The sequence below is a fragment of the Streptomyces sp. NPDC052109 genome, assembly GCF_040680195.1.
In the GTDB taxonomy this organism is placed as follows: domain Bacteria; phylum Actinomycetota; class Actinomycetes; order Streptomycetales; family Streptomycetaceae; genus Streptomyces.
Map to the genome: position 1 here is coordinate 300,293 of NZ_JBFAWF010000002.1, position 16,033 is coordinate 316,325.

Sequence of the window (16,033 nt, forward strand, 5' to 3'; positions counted from 1 at the left end):
GTACGGGTCAGACCAGCCGGCGGGCCGTCGCCCAGCGGGTCAGCTCATGACGGTTGGACAGCTGGAGCTTGCGCAGGACCGCCGAGACATGGGACTCGACCGTCTTCACCGAGATGAACAGCTGCTTGGCGATCTCCTTGTAGGCGTAGCCACGGGCGATCAGGCGCAGCACCTCGCGCTCGCGCTGGGTGAGGCGGTCCAGGTCCTCGTCCACGGGTGGGGCGTCGGTGGAGGCGAAGGCGTCCAGGACGAACCCGGCCAGCCGCGGGGAGAAGACGGCGTCGCCCTCCTGGACGCGGAAGATGGAGTCGACCAGGTCGGTGCCGGTGATGGTCTTGGTGACATAGCCGCGGGCACCGCCGCGGATCACCCCGATCACGTCCTCCGCCGCGTCCGACACGGACAGCGCGAGAAAACGGACGGGCTGGTCGGAGTCGGCCATCAGGGCCGCGCACCGGCGCAGCACCTCGACACCGCCGCCGCCCGGCAGATGGACGTCGAGGAGGACCACCTCGGGCCGGGTCGCGGTGATGACCGTGACCGCCTGGTCGACGTCCGCGGCCTCGCCGACCACCTCGACGCCGGTCTCGGCGGTCTGCCCGATCTCGGCCTGGACGCCGGTGCGGAACATCCGGTGGTCGTCGACGAGCACCACCCGTACGTGCCGTCCGCCCGCGCCGCCGTCGGCGGCCCCGGACCCGGCCGCCTCGGGGGCTCCCGCCGTGCCGTTCGCCTCGGTCGCGTCGCTCATGACGTCTTCTCCGCCCTCTCCATCTCCAGTTCGACCTCCGTGCCGCCGCCCGGCACCGGCCGCAGCCGGGCCGTGCCGCCGTTGCGTTCCATGCGGCCGATGATCGATTCTCTGACGCCCATGCGGTCGGCGGGTATCGAGTCGAGGTCGAAGCCGGGGCCGCGGTCCCGCACGGACACGAAGACCGTCCTGCTCTCGACTTCGGCATAGACCTGTACGGCGCCGCCCTCGCCACCGTACTTGGCGGCGTTCACCATCGCCTCGCGCGCGGCCTGCATCTGTGCCCCGGTCCTCTCGTCCAGCGGGCAGTCACCGACGACGACGACCTCGATGGGCACCCCGTGCTTGTCCTCCACCTCGGCGGCGTTGCGCCGCACCGCCTCGGCGACCGTGTCCGGCTCGTCCGCCTCGTCCTTGCCGGTGCCCTCCGGCTTGTACAGCCAGGTGCGCAGGTCGCGCTCCTGGGCGCGCGCCAGGCGGCGCACCTCGCCCGCGTTGTCGGCGTTGCGCTGGATCAGGGTGAGGGTGTGCAGCACGGAGTCGTGGACGTGGGCGGCGACCTCGGCGCGCTCCTGGGCGCGGATGCGCATCAGGCGTTCCTCGGACAGGTCCTGGGTCATGCGGACGAGATAGGGGCCGGCCAGCAGCGTGATGCCGACGAGGACGGCGAGGGCCGCCTGGAGGACCGCGCCGAGATGGGCGGCCGAGCCCTGCAGCACGAAGACGGCGGAGACACCGGCCGTGACGAGCAGGACACCGCCGGCCGCGCGCAGCAGGGTGAGCGTGCGGCGCCGGCGGCCGACCTCGACCCAGCGGGCCCGGCGGGCGTTGTCCGCCTGGCGCCAGACCAGGGCGACACCGGCCGCGACGAGAACAGCGGGCAGCAGATACGCCTTGGCCGCACTGGTCAGGTTCACACTGCCGACGAACACCATGGACACGATGACCATCAGGAGCAGCGCGACGATCTGTCCGCGGTCCGGCTTGCGGGCGACGAGTCTGCGGCGGCCGCCCGGCACGGCCTCCGTGGCGACCAGCGGCGGCTTGTGACCTCCGACGCCGCCGACGCCGAGCGGGACGAAGAACCAGAACGCCGCGTACAGCAGCGCGCCGAGGCCGTTTGCCATGAACAGGCCGACGAACGCGAGCCGGACCCAGATGACGGGCAGGCCGAGATGCCCGGCGAGGCCCCGCGCCACTCCGCCGAGCCAGCGTCCGTCGCTGCTGCGGTAGAGCTTGCGCGGCGGCCGCGGGTCGTCGACTGGCGGGCTTGCGGCTTCCGGCATGCCAATGATGGTCACACGACCGGCGGGGCCAGGCATCAGGGTCGGCCCCGAGACGCCCCTGATCTTCCCCGGGGCCGACTCGGGGAGCGCCGCGCAGCAGTGGGCGCGTGCCGCTCGAACGGTTCCCCGCCTCGTCTCAGGGCCGATTTCAGGGTTCGCCCAGGGTCGTCCCGACTGCCGCGGCGGCGGCCGGGCCGTCACCATGGACGCATGACGGATCACGAGCACGCCGCGACGGGTCCGGGACCCGGCCCCGGCCCGCGCCCGGTCCCGGGCACCGGGCCGACGGATGCCGCGCCCGCCGCGACGGACAGGACGGGAGCGACCGGCACCGGCACACACGCCGACGCCCCGCAGCCGGATCAGGAGCAGTCCGCCGAAGCCTCCGGGCAGTTCCGGCGCGACCGCGGGCACAAGATGATCGCGGGCGTGTGCGCGGGCCTCGGCCGGCACACCGACATCGACCCTGTGGTCTTCCGGATCACCCTGGCCGTGCTGTCCGCGACCGGTGGCATCGGCCTCATCTTCTACGGCTTCGCCTGGCTCCTCGTGCCGTACGGGGACGAGGAGGAGAACGAGCTGCGCAAGCTGCTCACGGGCCGGGTCGACGGCCAGGCGCTCGCCGCCGTGCTGTTCGCGCTGGTCGGGTGCGGAATCCTCCTGACCATGCTGAGGAACGGCGGGGTGCTGGCCTTCGCCGTGGTGCTCTCCCTGCTGCTGGCGGGGGCCGGTTACTGGTCGCGGCGCCGTGGCGCCCCCGACCCCGACCCGCTCGCCGCCCAGGCCGCCGCCGACGCCCCGCCGGAGGCCCAGGCGCCGCCGGTCGTCGCCCTCTATCCGTCCTGGTGGCGGGACCCGATCGTCAAGGACGGCACCCATGTCGGCGGCACCGGCTATCTGTGGGGGCCGGGCGACGCCCGCGGCCGTGACGTCACCTCGGTACTGGACGTCGGCATCGTCACCCCCTGGACCCACGACGGCTCCATACGGCCGCAGCCCGCCCCTCCCCCGAGACCGCGCGGCCCGCGCTGGATCGGCGGCTGGGTGTTCCTGCTCGCCCTGGTCGCGGGCGGCCTGGGCACCGGGCTGACCTGGGACACGCATCCGCTGGGCACCAGTCTGCAGACCGGCCTGGCATGCGCGCTGGCCGTCTTCGGCCTGGGTCTCGCGGTCAGCTCCTTCCTCGGCCGCACAGGGGCCGGGACAGTGTTCCTGGCGGTCGTCACGGCGGCGCTGCTCGCCGGGGCGTCGGCCATGCCCAAGGACATCACCACCCACTGGAGGGACACCTCCTGGACGCCCGCGACGGCCGAGGTGAAGCCGGCGTACGAGCTGGGCACGGGACGCGGCACCCTCGACCTCAGCCGGGTGCATCCGGGCAAGGGGCGGACGCTCACCACGGACGCCCACGTGGGTGCGGGACAGCTGAAGGTGATCGTGCCGGCGGACGAGACCGTGCGGATGAACATCGAGGTGGGCGTCGGCGACATCCGGCTGCCCGGGGACAGCGGGAAGGACGTGGATGTGCAGCCGCGCAGAGTCAGGAACGTGACGCTGGCTCCGGCCAAGGGCGCCAAGGACGCCGGCACGCTGGACCTCAGACTCGGGGTCGGCGCGGGAGAGGTGGAGGTCAGTCGTGCTGCGTCATGAGTTCCAGCCCGGGAGGCTGGTCGCCGGGCTCTTCCTCACCGCCACCGGCGTGGTCTTCGCGGGCGACGCGGGCGGTCTGTGGGAGACACCGTGGTTCGCGGCAGTCCCACTGACCGTGGGGGGCCTGTTCCTGGCGGGGGCGACGGCGGTCGTGGCCCGGGGCATCCGCAGACGGGGCGGCCGGGCGCACAGCGGTTAGGCGGTGTGCCCCGGAGCAGGCTGTCCGGGTCGGCCCTGGTGCGCGGGGGTGCCCTGACGGACGTACAGGCCTTCCAGGAGCGCGGTGAGATAGCGGCGCGCGGTCTCCGCGCGGGTGGCGGGAGCGCCGTGGACGTTCGCGGCGTAGGCGATTCCACACATCAACGGGACCAGGTCGGCAGCGGTCAGGTCGGCGCGCACGACGCCGGCGTCGCGGGCCCGCTCGAGCAGCTCCCTGCCGACCGACGACAGGGTCCGCTTCAGCTCGGTGGTGCGTGGCAGAGCGTCCGTGGCCGCGGCGGTGACCGGGGCCAGGGACGCGTCGGTGACCTGCGCTTCGATGGTGCTGGCCAGGAAACCGGCGAGGGCGCTCCCGGGGTCGTCGTCGGCCAGCGCCCGCTCGCCTTGGGCGGCGAGCGCCTCCAGGCTGGGGGTGGCGACGGTCTCCAGGAGCGCCTCGGCGGTGGGGAAGTGGCGATAGACGGTGCCGACGCCCAGGTGGACCCGGCGGGCGATGTCGTTGAGTTGCAGGGGGGTGCCTCCGTCGACGAGATCCCGGGCCGCCGAGACGATCCGTTCCCAGTTGCGGGCGGCGTCCTTGCGCAGGGGGGTGGTCGTCATGCGGGGAGTCTAACTGGATGGCTCATCCGCATCACCGTGGTGCGCGTCAGGGCCGATCGGCTGCGGGTCCCTCACGCCGCCGTGAGGGGCGCGTGCTGCTCGCTGAGGCGTCGGACGGCTTCGGCGATGCGGGGATCCGTCGCCGCGCGGAAGGGGGCGACCGGATGCACGCCGGGTCCGATGACGACACCGGTCCGGCCGGCCAGTGAGCCGTCGATCGCGGCGAAGAGCGAGGACTTGGCCGCGACGGACGCCGGGCCCGAGGTCGAGCGTGCGAACTTGCGCCGGACCAGCGGCCAGAGCAGGCGCAGCCCGGGCGAGACGATCTTCGGATCGCGCAGGGTGCCGTCGGTCATGCCGGTCGCGGCTCCGCCGGGGTCTGCCGCGAAGACCGAGACGCCCGTGCCGTCGAGCCGGTCGGCCAGCTGCAGCGTGTGGGCGAGGTTGGCGAGCTTGGCGCGGCCGTACCAGTGGAAGCCGTAGTAGCCGCCGGGCGGCTCGACGGCGTCGAAGACTCGCTTGGCGACGCCGACCGCGCCCGAGGTGACGTTCACGATCCGGCTCGGCGCACCGACGCGCAGGGCGGGCAGCAGCAGTTCGGTCAGCAGATACGGCGAGAGGTGGTTGACGGCGAACGTCGCCTCGATCCCGTCGACGGTGTCCTGCCGGGCGGGGAACATCGCTCCGACGTTGTTGACCAGCACGGTCAGCGGACCCGTGGCGAGGATCCGGCCGGCGAGATCGCGGACCGCGTCGAGCGAGGAGAGGTCGGCGGCCAGGAACCGGGCGGAGTGCAACGGCCCTGTGGAATTGATCCTTTCGACGGCCCGGGCACCACGCTCGGGGTCGCGCCCGATCACGACGACTTCGAGGCCCGCCTCGGCCAGTCCCAGGGCGGTCTCGAATCCGATTCCCGCCGTCCCTGCCGTGACCACTGCTGTCTGCTGCATCGCCCGACCCGTTCTGAATATGTGGATAGGTTATCCGGTTGATGTCACCGTAGCAGATACGGATGACCTATCCGCTTTAATGGGCGCACGCCCCGGCACCCGCGGCGCGCAGACGCGCGCGGATGCCGGGGAAAGAGCAGCAGAGAAGACCCGGCGGGCTAGCGATAGCCGCCCAGACGCTGGCGGCGTCGGGCTCGCCAGGCCGCGTCGACGGAGAGGTAGGGGGCTCCGGCGAGGACCAGGGGGATCCAGGCCATCAGATAGGCGAGGTCGTTGCCGTAGTAGTAGGGGGTCGTCGCCCAGCTCACGGTCATCCACAGGCTGAACGAGATCAGCGCGCCGCCGAGCGCGGCCAGCCGGGCGACCAGACCGAGCAGGGTGCCGATGCCGACGGCCAGCTCGCCGAGGGCGATGGCGTAGCCGAAGCCCACCGGAGCCTTCAGCGCCAGATCAACCAGGGCGGGGATGGCGGCGGAGTCGCGGGCGGCGCGCATGGTGTCGCCGACGGACCCGGCACCGCCGGACTTCGTGAAGGCGCTGTCGGTGAGCTTGTCCAGGCCGGCGTAGATGAAGGTGACGCCGAGAAAGACGCGCAGCGGCAGCAGGGCGTAATGGGCGGCGGTGTCGCGCCAGCCGCGTGGGCCGTTCAGCCGGTCCATCTGAGCGTCGGTCCTCATACCGTGAGTCATCGTCGCCAGCCGCCTCTCGCCCGCCGTCCCGCTCCCCACTTGACCATACGTACGACAAGGGGACGCGGTTCAATCCCATCCCGGACGTTTTTCCGGATTTCGGCGCCACGTACGAGTCCCCGCGCGAACAGGGGCCGGGCGGAGACCGTCAGATGCGAGGCGGACGGCGGTCGCCGGCACCGCTCACTCGGTCACCTGGACGAGGCACCGGTTGGTCGCCATACCGGCGGCGGTGACCACCTGCACCTCCACCGCCCCGGGCTCGACGTCGGCCGGTACCGGCACGGTCAGGACGGTGTCGGTGGGATTGCTGAAACCGCCGGTGACGGGCACCAGCGGCACATGCACATCCACGGTGCCGATGCGGACCACCATGCGGGAGAGCCGGTCGGCGCTCCGGGCCCCGGGCGGCACGAATCCGGCGCCGCGGATCTCGATGTCGTCGCCGGTCCGGATCGGCCCGTCCAGGTCGCCGGGTTCGCGGACGCGGACCACGGAGAGGACGACCGGGCGGCCGCCCTCGGCGTACTTGCCGGCCAGGTAGGTCGCGGCCGAGATCAGCACGATGACGCCCAGGCCCCAGGGCAGGTCGGGCAGCCGGTCGGGGCGGCGGGCCAGTCGTACGGCGGCGAACAGCAGGGCTACGGCACTGATGGCGACGTACTGGATGTCGGTGAAGGCGCCCCGGCCGGAGTCGTCGGTGAGCAGGTCGGCGGCGCGCGGCCGGTACGCCGGCACCTTCTGCAGCCGCTGCGCGAGGATGCGCAGGCCCACCACCCGGCGGACCAGGACGGCGATGCCGCACACCACGGCGAGGACGGTCACCACGCCCGCGCCGCGCGCGAGGCCGAGGCCCGAGATGAGCGCGTCGCGTTCGGCCGGGTCGGAGGCGCCGGCAAGCCGGGCGGCAAGCAGCAGTACGGCGTAACCGACGAACAGGATCCAACAGGCGGCCACCGTACGGGAGGTGGACATCCGGTTGTCCTCGCCGATCAACGGGGCCAGCACCCCGCCGCACGCCCGGTGGAACCAGGAGGCGGCGCTGAGGGTGACGGCGACGACGAGCGCGGCGGCCAGGGCCGCGGTGCGGGCGCCGCCCCAGCCCGCGCCGACCGCGGTGAGCGCCTCGCCGAGCAGCAGCGCGAGGACCGCGCCCCACACCGCGCACACCGTGCGCAGCCACAGCCGGGCGAGCCGGACCTCGCCCTCGGCGCGGCCGCGTTCGGCGACGGACTCCGCCCGCTGGGTCAGCTGCTCGGAGACCCACTGGCGGGACGCCGAGGCCGAGTGGGCCACGGCCGCCGGCAGGCCCTGCCCGGCCGCGAACTCGTCCCGCCGGCGCAGGAACGCGGCGACGGCCCGCCGGTGTCCCTCCCGGACGCCGTGCGGACAGTCCCCGCAGGTGCAGCCGCCCTCGTGGATCCGCCCGGCACCCGTGCCGTCTCTCGCCTCCTGCACCGCCACGACCGGCGCCCGCCTTCCCCACGACCTTCCGGCACGCTCGGCGGGCCCTCGAAGGAGGACCTCGCCGCCGTGCAACTGCCCTGCGTCGAAAGCGAATTGTGCCCTACGGAGAGTCGTCCTGGGCCGCCGGGCCGGGTCGCGGAGGGTGAAGTACGGGCCGCCGTGTTGACCCGGCTGCGAGAATTTCCGTATGGCCGAGATCATCCAGCGCGACGGGACCTGGGCCTTCGACGGCAGCACGATCCGGATCACCCCCGGACTGCACCGCTGCGTGCCGCTGTTCCGGCAGACGTACGGGGAGATCTCCGTGCCGTTGGAGGCGGTCTCGCACGTCGTCTACGAACCGGAGCGCAAGCGCGGCCGGCTGCGGATGCGGCTGCGCGAGGGCGCCGACCCGCTGCTGCAGGCGACGGGCGGGCGGCTGCCGGAGCCGGCCAACCCCTACCGGCTGACGGTGGACGCGGACCGCGGCGGGAGCGCGGAGTACGTCGCCGAGGAGATCCGGCACGCCCTGCTCCTCGACCGGATCCCCAAGGAGCCCACGACCGGCTATCTGCTGCCGGGCCCGCCGGTGCCGGTGTCCGTGCGGGCCTCCGACGGCACGGTCTCCTTCGACGGCACCCAGGTGCGCATCGACTGGGCCGACACCTCCGACCGGGTCAAACGCGCGACCGGCCCGCGGATCATCGCCCTCGGCGATCTGGTGCAGGTGGAGTGGCTGCCCAACTCCGGGTACGAGGACGGCTTTCTGCGGTTCGTGACCCCGGAGACGGCGTTCTCCAAGCTGCCGCCCGAGCGGGACCCCTACACCCTGGACCTGTGGGGCAGTGTCCGCCGCGATCTGCTGACCGCGCTGGTCGCGACGGCCGTCACCGCCCGGCTGCCGCATCCCTCCACCCGTACCGGCGGCGCCCGCGACGGCGGGGACCGGCATCGGGCGGCCGTACCCGATCGGGCCGGCCACCACGACGTGCTGCTGCGCCGGCTGCGGGAGCTGGGCGAGCTGCACCGGGACGGGGTGCTCACGGACGAGGAGTTCGCGATGACCAAGGCCGCGGTGCTCAGAGGCTTCGGCTGAGCGGGCCGGCCGCGCCGCGGGGCGCGGGGCGCGGGGCGCGGGTCAGCTGAGCAGGTCCGGTTCGCCGCGGCTGATGTCCTGCCACAGCGGCTGGTAGTTGATCCAGGCCACCAGGTCGCCGCCGAGCTGCTCGCGGGTGGCCACGGCCAGTTTGTGGTCGATGAGGACCGGGCGGCCGGCCGCCTTCGCCATCAGCTGGACCTGGCAGGAGCGCTCCAGGGACATGAACCACCAGGCGGCGGCGTCCACCGAGTCGCCGACGGTGAGCAGCCCGTGGTTGCGCAGCACGAGCGCCTTGCGGGAACCGAGGGCCCCGGCGATCCGCCGGCCCTCCTCGATGTCGACGGTGACCCCGGTGTAGGCGTCGTAGAGCGCCACGTCCTCGTAGAAGGCGCAGCTCTCCTGGGTGATGGGGTCGATCAGCTCGCCGAGCGCGGCGAGGGCGCGGCCGTGCACGGAGTGGCAGTGGGCGACGGCGACGACGTCCGGACGGGCGGCGTGGACCTGGGCGTGGACGGTGAACGCGGCCTGGTTGACGTGGTAGCGGCCCTCGACGACCTGCCCGTCCTGGTTGGCGAGGACGAGATCGCCGACGGTCACGTGCTTGAACGGCATCCCGAACGGGTTGACCCAGAAGCACTCGGTGTACTCCGGGTCGCGCGCGGTGATGTGGCCCGACACCCCGTCCTCGAAACCGGCGCGCCCGAAGATCCGCAGGGCGCCCGCGAGCCGCTCCTTGCGGTGCCGGCGCTCGTCCTCCACCGAGTCGTGCATCGGCGGCATGGCGAACCGCAGCTGGTCGGTGGGCAGCGGCAGGGGCGGGGTGGGCCCGTGCATAGGTCCTCCAGCGCTGGGATTGCTGTACGCGCCGGAAGTTACCCTCGGTCAGCGCAAAAGGGCAGAGCTGTTTTGTAAAGATGACGTACGCGCCGAATACACGACAGAGGTTGTCCGGTTTGCCGGTGAGACTGGCGTGTATGACACCTGTGAACTGGGCGGCTTTCACCTCCGCCGCACCCGGCCTGGCGCGACTCGCCGAGGAGCGCTTCGGCGCCTTCCGTCACCATGTCCTCGCCACCCTCCGCACGGACGGCTCGCCGCGCACCTCCGGCCTGGAGGCCGACTTCCGCCGGGGTGAGCTGTGGCTCGGCATGATGGACGGCTCCCGCAAGGCCCTCGACCTGCGCCGCGATCCCCGCTTCTCGCTCCAGGCCAACCCCGGGGACGGCACGGACATGGCCGGCGGGGACGTGCGGATCAGCGGGCTGGCGTACGAGGTCGGGGAAGGGCAAACGAAGGCGGCGTACGTGAAAGAGGTGGAACCGCCGCAGCCGTTCCACCTCTTCCGCACCGGGCTGACGGAGGTCGTACGGACCTGCGTCGAGGACGACACGTACCTCGTCGTCCAGGTCTGGAAGCCCGGAGAGCCGGTGCGCACTCTCAGGCGACGGTAGGGACTACTCCCACTCGATGGTGCCCGGCGGCTTCGAGGTCACGTCGAGGACCACGCGGTTGACGTCGCGGACCTCGTTGGTGATCCGGGTCGAGATACGGGCCAGGACGTCGTACGGAAGCCGGGACCAGTCGGCGGTCATGGCGTCCTCGGAGGAGACCGGGCGCAGCACGATCGGGTGGCCGTAGGTGCGGCCGTCGCCCTGGACGCCCACGCTGCGCACGTCGGCGAGCAGGACCACCGGGCACTGCCAGATGTCGCGGTCGAGGCCGGCCGTGGTCAGCTCCTCCCGGGCGATGGCGTCGGCGTCGCGCAGAAGGTCCAGGCGCTCCTTGGTGACCTCGCCGACGATGCGGATGCCGAGGCCGGGGCCCGGGAACGGCTGGCGCTGGACGATCTCCTCCGGCAGGCCGAGCTCCTGGCCGACCATGCGGACCTCGTCCTTGAACAGCTTGCGCAGCGGCTCGATCAGCCGGAACTCGAGGTCCTCGGGCAGGCCGCCGACGTTGTGGTGCGACTTGATGTTCGCGGCGCCGGTGCCGCCGCCGGACTCGACGACGTCCGGGTACAGGGTGCCCTGGACCAGGAACTCCACGGCCGGGCCCTCGTCGGCGATGATCTCGGCCTGCGCCTGCTCGAAGACGCGGATGAACTCCCGGCCGATGATCTTGCGCTTCTCCTCGGGGTCGGTGACGCCCTTGAGCGCGGTCAGGAAGCGCTCCTCGGCGTCCACGACGACCAGCTTGACGCCGGTCGCGGCCACGAAGTCCTTCTCGACCTGCTCCGTCTCGCCCTTGCGCATCAGGCCGTGGTCGACGTACACGCAGGTCAGCTGGTCGCCGATGGCCCGGGCGACGAGGGCGGCGGCGACGGCGGAGTCCACACCGCCGGACAGACCGCAGATCGCGCGCTTGTCGCCGACCTGCTCGCGGATCGCGGCGACCTGCTCCTCGATCACGTTGCCGGTCGTCCAGTCCGGCTTCAGGCCGGCGCCGCGGTACAGGAAGTGCTCCAGCACCTGCTGGCCGTGCGTGGAGTGCATGACCTCGGGGTGGTACTGGACGCCATAGAGCTTCTTGTCGTCGTTCTCGAAGGCGGCGACCGGGACGACGTCCGTGGACGCGGTCACGCTGAAGCCCTCGGGGGCGGCGGAGCAGGCGTCGCCGTGCGACATCCACACGTGCTGCTCGTCCGGGGTGCCCTCGAAGAGGGTGGAGGACGTCCTGGAGACGTGCAGGTCGGTACGGCCGTACTCGCGGGCTCCGGTGTTGTCGACGGTGCCGCCGAGGGCCTGCGCCATCAGCTGGAAGCCGTAGCACATGCCGAATACGGGGACGCCGGCCTCGAAGATCTCGCGGTCGAGGCGGGGTGCGCCTTCCTCGTACACCGAGGAGGGGCCACCGGAGAGGATGATCGCCGCGGGGTTCTTGGCGAGCATCTCCTGGACCGGCATGGTGCTCGGCACGATCTCGCTGTAGACCCGCGCCTCGCGGACGCGACGGGCGATGAGCTGGGCGTACTGCGCGCCGAAGTCGACGACCAGGACGGTGTCGGGGGTGGCGGCAGCGGGGGTCGATGACACGGCTTGCCTTCCGGCGGATGGGCGGGGGTCTTTGGTTCCGATTCTAACGGGGTGCTGGTGGGACGGGTCCCGCTCGCGTGGGCTCCGCCCTCGTACCCCCCCGGTTGGCCAGGCGGCGGGCGGGCCGAGGCCGGCGCGGCGCCCGGCTGAGGGCCGTCGCGGTCGGTCGGCGGAGCGGGACTCCGCGTCGTGGCATACTGGCGCCATGCTCACGCAGACGACCTTCCTCTTTACCTATGGCATCCGGCCCGCCGGCTGCCATGGTCTTGCTGCTTGAGCGCAACGCCAAGCGACTTACCAGGCGCCCCGGGCCGACAAGGCCCGGGGCGCCTGTCGTTTCCGGGTCCTGCCGTTCCGGGGCGTGCCGGCCACCGTCACCAGGAGCCCCGAGATGACCATCACCACCCCGGAAGAGACCACCGCCCCGGAAGGGACCACCTCGACCCCGGAAGAGACCATCGCCGACGCCCGTGAGCGCATCGACGTGCTGGACGACCGGATCATCGGTCTCATCCAGGAGCGGATGGCCGTCTCCGCCGTCGTCCAGCAGACCCGCATCGCCTCCGGCGGGCGGCGGGTGCACCTCTCCCGGGAGATGGAGATCCTCGGCCGCTACCGCGAGGCGCTCGGCAAGCCGGGCACGGGCCTCGCCATGACCCTGCTCGAACTGTGCCGGGGGCGCGTCTGAGCCGGCACCTCAGCGTCGTACCTCAGTTCGGGCACCGTCTCACCCGTACGGCGCGTGACCGCGTCGCGCGGCGCTTCGTTGATCGAAGTGTCCGTGCCAGCCAGGGGCGGGCCCGACAGAACCACGCGTGGCTCGCTGGAGCGATGAGGCGTACGGGTCGTGCCGTAGGCCGTGGGACCTCGCTCCAGGGAAGTGACCGGACGGCAGGGGACAGCAGCCCGGTCACCCAAGAGAACGGTCGGCTCCGGGGACGCCCGGGGCCGACCGGCGGAAAACTGCCGCACCTGTGCACCAGTGCCGGCCGAACAGGTGCGGATGCCTTGCCCATCCAGCACGACGCGCAGAAGCCCCAAGTCCCCGCGCGGACGACGGCATCGCTGTACACCGTCCGCCTCGGCTCGCGAAAGCACGACACGAGGGCGGGACCACGAACCAGCGGCGCAACCCCCCCGGCGCCGCCCCAGGCATCGACGCCGCCCTGACGTCGATGCTGATCCAAGAAGGGCCCCGCGGCCTCTCCGTCCCGCGGGGCCCTTCGTCATGCCCCGGAACAATGTGAGCCACTTCACACACCTTTATCGTCGGCTGACGCACAACCGTTCTCACAGGCCACGGGTCTCACGTACGCAACCAACGGCCATGCCCGTGCCCCACACACGGAGGCCTCCGACCACGTGCTGCCGCGACGCAGCACGCGAGCCCCACAAGAGGTCCTCGAATGAAGCTTCGCCGCGCCATGATCACCGCGGCCGCGACAGCCGCCCTCGCCCCGCTCGCCCTGACCTGCGCTCCTGCGGCGTTCGCCGACGAGTCCCCGAGCGCGTCGGTCAGCAGCCCGGCCGCGACGGACAGCACTCCCGCAGCGGACGAGAGCAGCCCGGCCGCCGACGACAGCACGCCCACGGCCACGGCGCCGGACAGCCCGTCCGCCTCCGAGTCGGCGAGTGCGAGCGCGTCGGCGTCCGCGTCCACCTCCGCGTCCGAGTCGGCGTCCCCGTCCGCGTCCACCTCCACCGAGCCCAGCGAGAGTGCCGAGCCCAGCGGCGAGCCGAGCACGCCGACCGGGATCTGCGAGGAGGACGACGCCCACTACCAGTCCAAGATCCACGCCTCGCTCAGCGGTCTGCCCGGCGAGATCGCCGTCGGCAGCGGCTGGCACCCCTTCACGCTCGGCGTCAAGAACCCGACGTCGGCCGACCTCAAGGACGTCATCTTCTACGCGGGCGTCGGCCCCAGCGACCTGAACGCCCAGTACGCGTTCAAGACCAGCCAGGTCCAGCTCCAGGTGAAGTACGACGGAGCGTGGTACGACGTCGAGGACGGCGCCGGCCACTCCAACGGCTACCTCGACCTCGCCGACATCAAGGCCGGCCAGACGGTGAACTACCAGCTCCGGCTGAACGTGAAGGCCAACGCGCCGGTCGGTGAGGGCCTGACCATCGGTGGCGGGATGTACTTCGACGACGAGGAGAACTGCATCGGCTCGGACCAGGCCAGCTACCTGATCAAGATCGTCAAGGCCGGTACCGACACGGGCGGGACGAAGCCCCAGGAGGGTGGCAAGGTCCCGGTTCCCACCCAGAAGCCGAGCAAGTCCAACACCCAGGACGTGACCGGCTCGCTCGCCGAGACCGGTTCCAGCTCCATGCTGCCGACCATCGGTCTCGTCGGCGGTGCCGCCGTCGTCGTCGGCGCCGGAGCGGTGTTCGCCGTCCGCCGCCGCAAGGGCGCCGGTTCGAACGCAGCCGCGTAAGCGGTCGCACACCGAAGGGGCCTGCGCCAGGAGGGGGGCGCAGGCCCCTTCGGCACCTCCGCGCTACTGCTTCGGCGGCACCGCGGGCACCCCCAGGAACGGCAGGCGCAGCGCGCCGAACGCCTCCGCCGGGACCGCCGGCGCCTGCGGCTCCACCGGCTTCAGCCGCTCGTACGCCGCGCCCGGCGCCGGACGCGGATCCTGCTCGCCCTTGTTCGGCCAGAAGGACATCGCGCGCTCGGCCTGCGCGGTGATCGTCAGCGAGGGGTTCACGCCCAGGTTCGCCGAGACGGCGGCGCCGTCCACGACCGAGATGCCGGGGTGGCCGTAGAGGCGGTGGTAGGGGTCGATGACCCCCGTCTGCGCCGAGTCGCCGATGGGGCAGCCGCCGAGGAAGTGAGCGGTCAGCGGGGTCCCCATCAGCTCGCCCACGTTGCTGCCGGCGAAACCGTTGATCTCGGCGGCGAGCGCGGAGGCCGCCTCCGTGGCGGCCTTGATCTGCTTGGGGTTGGGGGCGCCGTGGCCCTGGCGGGCGGTGAGCAGGCCCTTGCCGACTCCGTCCGGTTTGAGGTACGTCGTCAGGGAGTTGTCCAGCGACTGCATGACCAGGCCGATGATGGTCCGCTCGGACCAGCGCCGGTTGGACAGGGAGCGCAGCACGAGGAGCGGGTGCCTGGCCGCGTTCGTCAGCCAGGCCAGGGCCCGGGAGGAGCCCTCGGCATAAGGCACCTGGAGGATCGACAGGCCGCCCATCGCGTTGGAGCCCTTGCCGTAGCGGACGGGCTCGATGTGGGTGTTCTCGTCCGGGTGGATCGAGGAGGTGATCGCGACACCCTGGGTGAAGTCGGCCCTGGCGGTGCCGTGCGCCTTGCGGTAGCGGCGGTCGTCGGTCTGCGCGCCGACCAGTGCCTCGGAGTTGGTGCGGGTCAGGTCGCCCAGGCGCTTCGACAGATACGGCAGTTGGCCGCCGGCCCGCATCCGGTGCAGCAGGGTCTGCGTGCCGTAGGTGCCGGCCGCGAGGACGACCCTCCGGGCGGTGAAGAGCCGGCCCTCGCCCTTCTTCTTCCGGTCCGTCGGCAGGGTCGCCACCGCGAACCCGCCCCGGGAGTCGTCCGTGACGGACACGACCGTGGTCATGGGGTGGACCACCGCGCCCGCCTTCTCGGCGAGGTGCAGGTAGTTCTCGTTCAGGGTGTTCTTCGCGCCGTGCCGGCAGCCGGTCATGCACTCGCCGCACTCGGTACAGGCGTTGCGGGACGGGCCGGCTCCGCCGAAGTACGGGTCCGCGGCCTGCTGCCCCGGCTTCGCCTTCGCGGTCCCGTCGGCGTCCAAGCCGTCGCCGAAGAACACGCCGACCGGGGCCAGGTGGAAGGTGTCCCCGACGCCCATCCGCTGCGCCGCCGCTTTCAGATGCACGTCGGAGGGGGTCATCGTGGGGTTGAGCCGTACGCCGAGCATCCGCTGGGCCTGGTCGTAGTACGGCTTCAACTCCTCCTGCCAGTCGGTGATGCCCCGCCACTGGGGATCGTCGAAGAACGCCTTCGGCGGTACGTAGAGGGTGTTGGCGTAGTTGAGCGAGCCGCCGCCGACGCCCGCGCCCGCCAGCACCATGACGTTGCCCAGCAGGTGGATGCGCTGGATGCCGTACATGCCGAGTTTCGGGGCCCAGAGGTAGTTCTTCAGGTCCCAGGAGTTCTTCGGGAGGGTGTCGCGGGTGAAGCGGCGGCCGGCTTCCAGGACGCCGACCCGGTATCCCTTCTCGGTCAGGCGGAGGGCGGACACCGAGCCGCCGAATCCCGATCCGACGACTATGACGTCGTAGTCGTACCCGTCCTCGTCCCGGGTCTGGACAGACTTCTCCTGCGACACG

15 protein-coding genes are annotated in these 16,033 nt (G+C 72.1%); 6 read left to right on the top strand and 9 right to left on the bottom strand.

What is annotated here, in order from left to right:
• Positions 1 to 7: 7 nt before the first annotated feature.
• Positions 8 to 751 (bottom strand): response regulator transcription factor, encoded by a 744-nt coding sequence (locus tag AB0L59_RS06895; RefSeq protein ID WP_365580170.1) that lies wholly within the window; start codon positions 749 to 751, stop codon positions 8 to 10.
• The gene (locus AB0L59_RS06900) at positions 748 to 2,073 is read right to left on the bottom strand and encodes a PspC domain-containing protein (protein ID WP_365580173.1); all 1,326 of its coding nucleotides are present in this window, start codon (positions 2,071 to 2,073) and stop codon (positions 748 to 750) included. Before AB0L59_RS06900 ends, AB0L59_RS06895 begins: the two co-directional genes overlap by 4 nt.
• Before the next feature lie 174 nt (positions 2,074 to 2,247).
• Between AB0L59_RS06900 and AB0L59_RS06905 the strand changes: the two genes are divergently transcribed.
• Together AB0L59_RS06905 and AB0L59_RS06910 are read left to right on the top strand one after the other, a co-directional pair.
• On the top strand, positions 2,248 to 3,687 hold the full coding sequence (locus AB0L59_RS06905; RefSeq protein ID WP_365580176.1) for a PspC domain-containing protein: 1,440 nt from the start codon (positions 2,248 to 2,250) through the stop codon (positions 3,685 to 3,687).
• Positions 3,674 to 3,886, top strand: coding sequence for a hypothetical protein (locus AB0L59_RS06910; RefSeq protein WP_365580178.1), 213 nt, complete (start codon positions 3,674 to 3,676; stop codon positions 3,884 to 3,886). Before AB0L59_RS06905 ends, AB0L59_RS06910 begins: the two co-directional genes overlap by 14 nt.
• Here the strand turns inward: AB0L59_RS06910 and AB0L59_RS06915 are convergent.
• The 4 genes from AB0L59_RS06915 to AB0L59_RS06930 form a co-directional block, all read right to left on the bottom strand.
• Positions 3,883 to 4,506 (bottom strand): TetR/AcrR family transcriptional regulator, encoded by a 624-nt coding sequence (locus AB0L59_RS06915; protein ID WP_365580181.1) that lies wholly within the window; start codon positions 4,504 to 4,506, stop codon positions 3,883 to 3,885. The genes AB0L59_RS06910 and AB0L59_RS06915 overlap by 4 nt on opposite strands.
• Positions 4,507 to 4,577: 71 nt before the next feature.
• A complete protein-coding gene (locus AB0L59_RS06920; RefSeq protein WP_365580184.1) occupies positions 4,578 to 5,456 on the bottom strand; it encodes an SDR family NAD(P)-dependent oxidoreductase in 879 nt (292 codons plus the stop codon).
• 158 nt (positions 5,457 to 5,614) lie between these two features.
• Positions 5,615 to 6,133: a DoxX family protein gene (locus AB0L59_RS06925; protein WP_365580187.1), complete on the bottom strand. Its 519-nt coding sequence runs from the start codon at positions 6,131 to 6,133 to the stop codon at positions 5,615 to 5,617.
• A gap of 195 nt (positions 6,134 to 6,328) precedes the next feature.
• Positions 6,329 to 7,609, bottom strand: a complete 1,281-nt coding sequence (locus AB0L59_RS06930; protein ID WP_365580189.1) for a hypothetical protein — start codon at positions 7,607 to 7,609, stop codon at positions 6,329 to 6,331.
• Between the two features lie 190 nt (positions 7,610 to 7,799).
• Here AB0L59_RS06930 and AB0L59_RS06935 point away from each other — a divergent pair, with 190 nt between their 5' ends.
• A complete protein-coding gene (locus tag AB0L59_RS06935) occupies positions 7,800 to 8,687 on the top strand; it encodes a DUF4429 domain-containing protein (protein ID WP_365580192.1) in 888 nt (295 codons plus the stop codon).
• A gap of 42 nt (positions 8,688 to 8,729) precedes the next feature.
• On the opposite strand, the gene AB0L59_RS06940 is transcribed toward AB0L59_RS06935, so the two are convergent.
• Positions 8,730 to 9,524, bottom strand: coding sequence for a class II aldolase/adducin family protein (locus AB0L59_RS06940; RefSeq protein ID WP_365580195.1), 795 nt, complete (start codon positions 9,522 to 9,524; stop codon positions 8,730 to 8,732).
• A 140-nt stretch (positions 9,525 to 9,664) separates the two neighbouring features.
• Between AB0L59_RS06940 and AB0L59_RS06945 the strand changes: the two genes are divergently transcribed.
• The gene (locus AB0L59_RS06945; RefSeq protein WP_365580197.1) at positions 9,665 to 10,141 is read left to right on the top strand and encodes a pyridoxamine 5'-phosphate oxidase family protein; all 477 of its coding nucleotides are present in this window, start codon (positions 9,665 to 9,667) and stop codon (positions 10,139 to 10,141) included.
• A gap of 3 nt (positions 10,142 to 10,144) precedes the next feature.
• On the opposite strand, the gene guaA is transcribed toward AB0L59_RS06945, so the two are convergent.
• Positions 10,145 to 11,722: a glutamine-hydrolyzing GMP synthase gene (gene guaA / locus AB0L59_RS06950; RefSeq protein WP_365580200.1), complete on the bottom strand. Its 1,578-nt coding sequence runs from the start codon at positions 11,720 to 11,722 to the stop codon at positions 10,145 to 10,147.
• 391 nt (positions 11,723 to 12,113) lie between these two features.
• Here guaA and AB0L59_RS06955 point away from each other — a divergent pair, with 391 nt between their 5' ends.
• Both AB0L59_RS06955 and AB0L59_RS06960 read left to right on the top strand, forming a co-directional pair.
• Positions 12,114 to 12,410: a chorismate mutase gene (locus AB0L59_RS06955; RefSeq protein WP_365580203.1), complete on the top strand. Its 297-nt coding sequence runs from the start codon at positions 12,114 to 12,116 to the stop codon at positions 12,408 to 12,410.
• 718 nt (positions 12,411 to 13,128) lie between these two features.
• Positions 13,129 to 14,163, top strand: coding sequence for an LAETG motif-containing sortase-dependent surface protein (locus AB0L59_RS06960; protein ID WP_365580206.1), 1,035 nt, complete (start codon positions 13,129 to 13,131; stop codon positions 14,161 to 14,163).
• Positions 14,164 to 14,226: 63 nt separating this feature from the next.
• Here AB0L59_RS06960 and AB0L59_RS06965 read toward each other — a convergent pair whose 3' ends face one another.
• Positions 14,227 to 16,032: a GMC family oxidoreductase gene (locus AB0L59_RS06965; protein ID WP_365580209.1), complete on the bottom strand. Its 1,806-nt coding sequence runs from the start codon at positions 16,030 to 16,032 to the stop codon at positions 14,227 to 14,229.
• Position 16,033 lies beyond the last annotated feature (1 nt).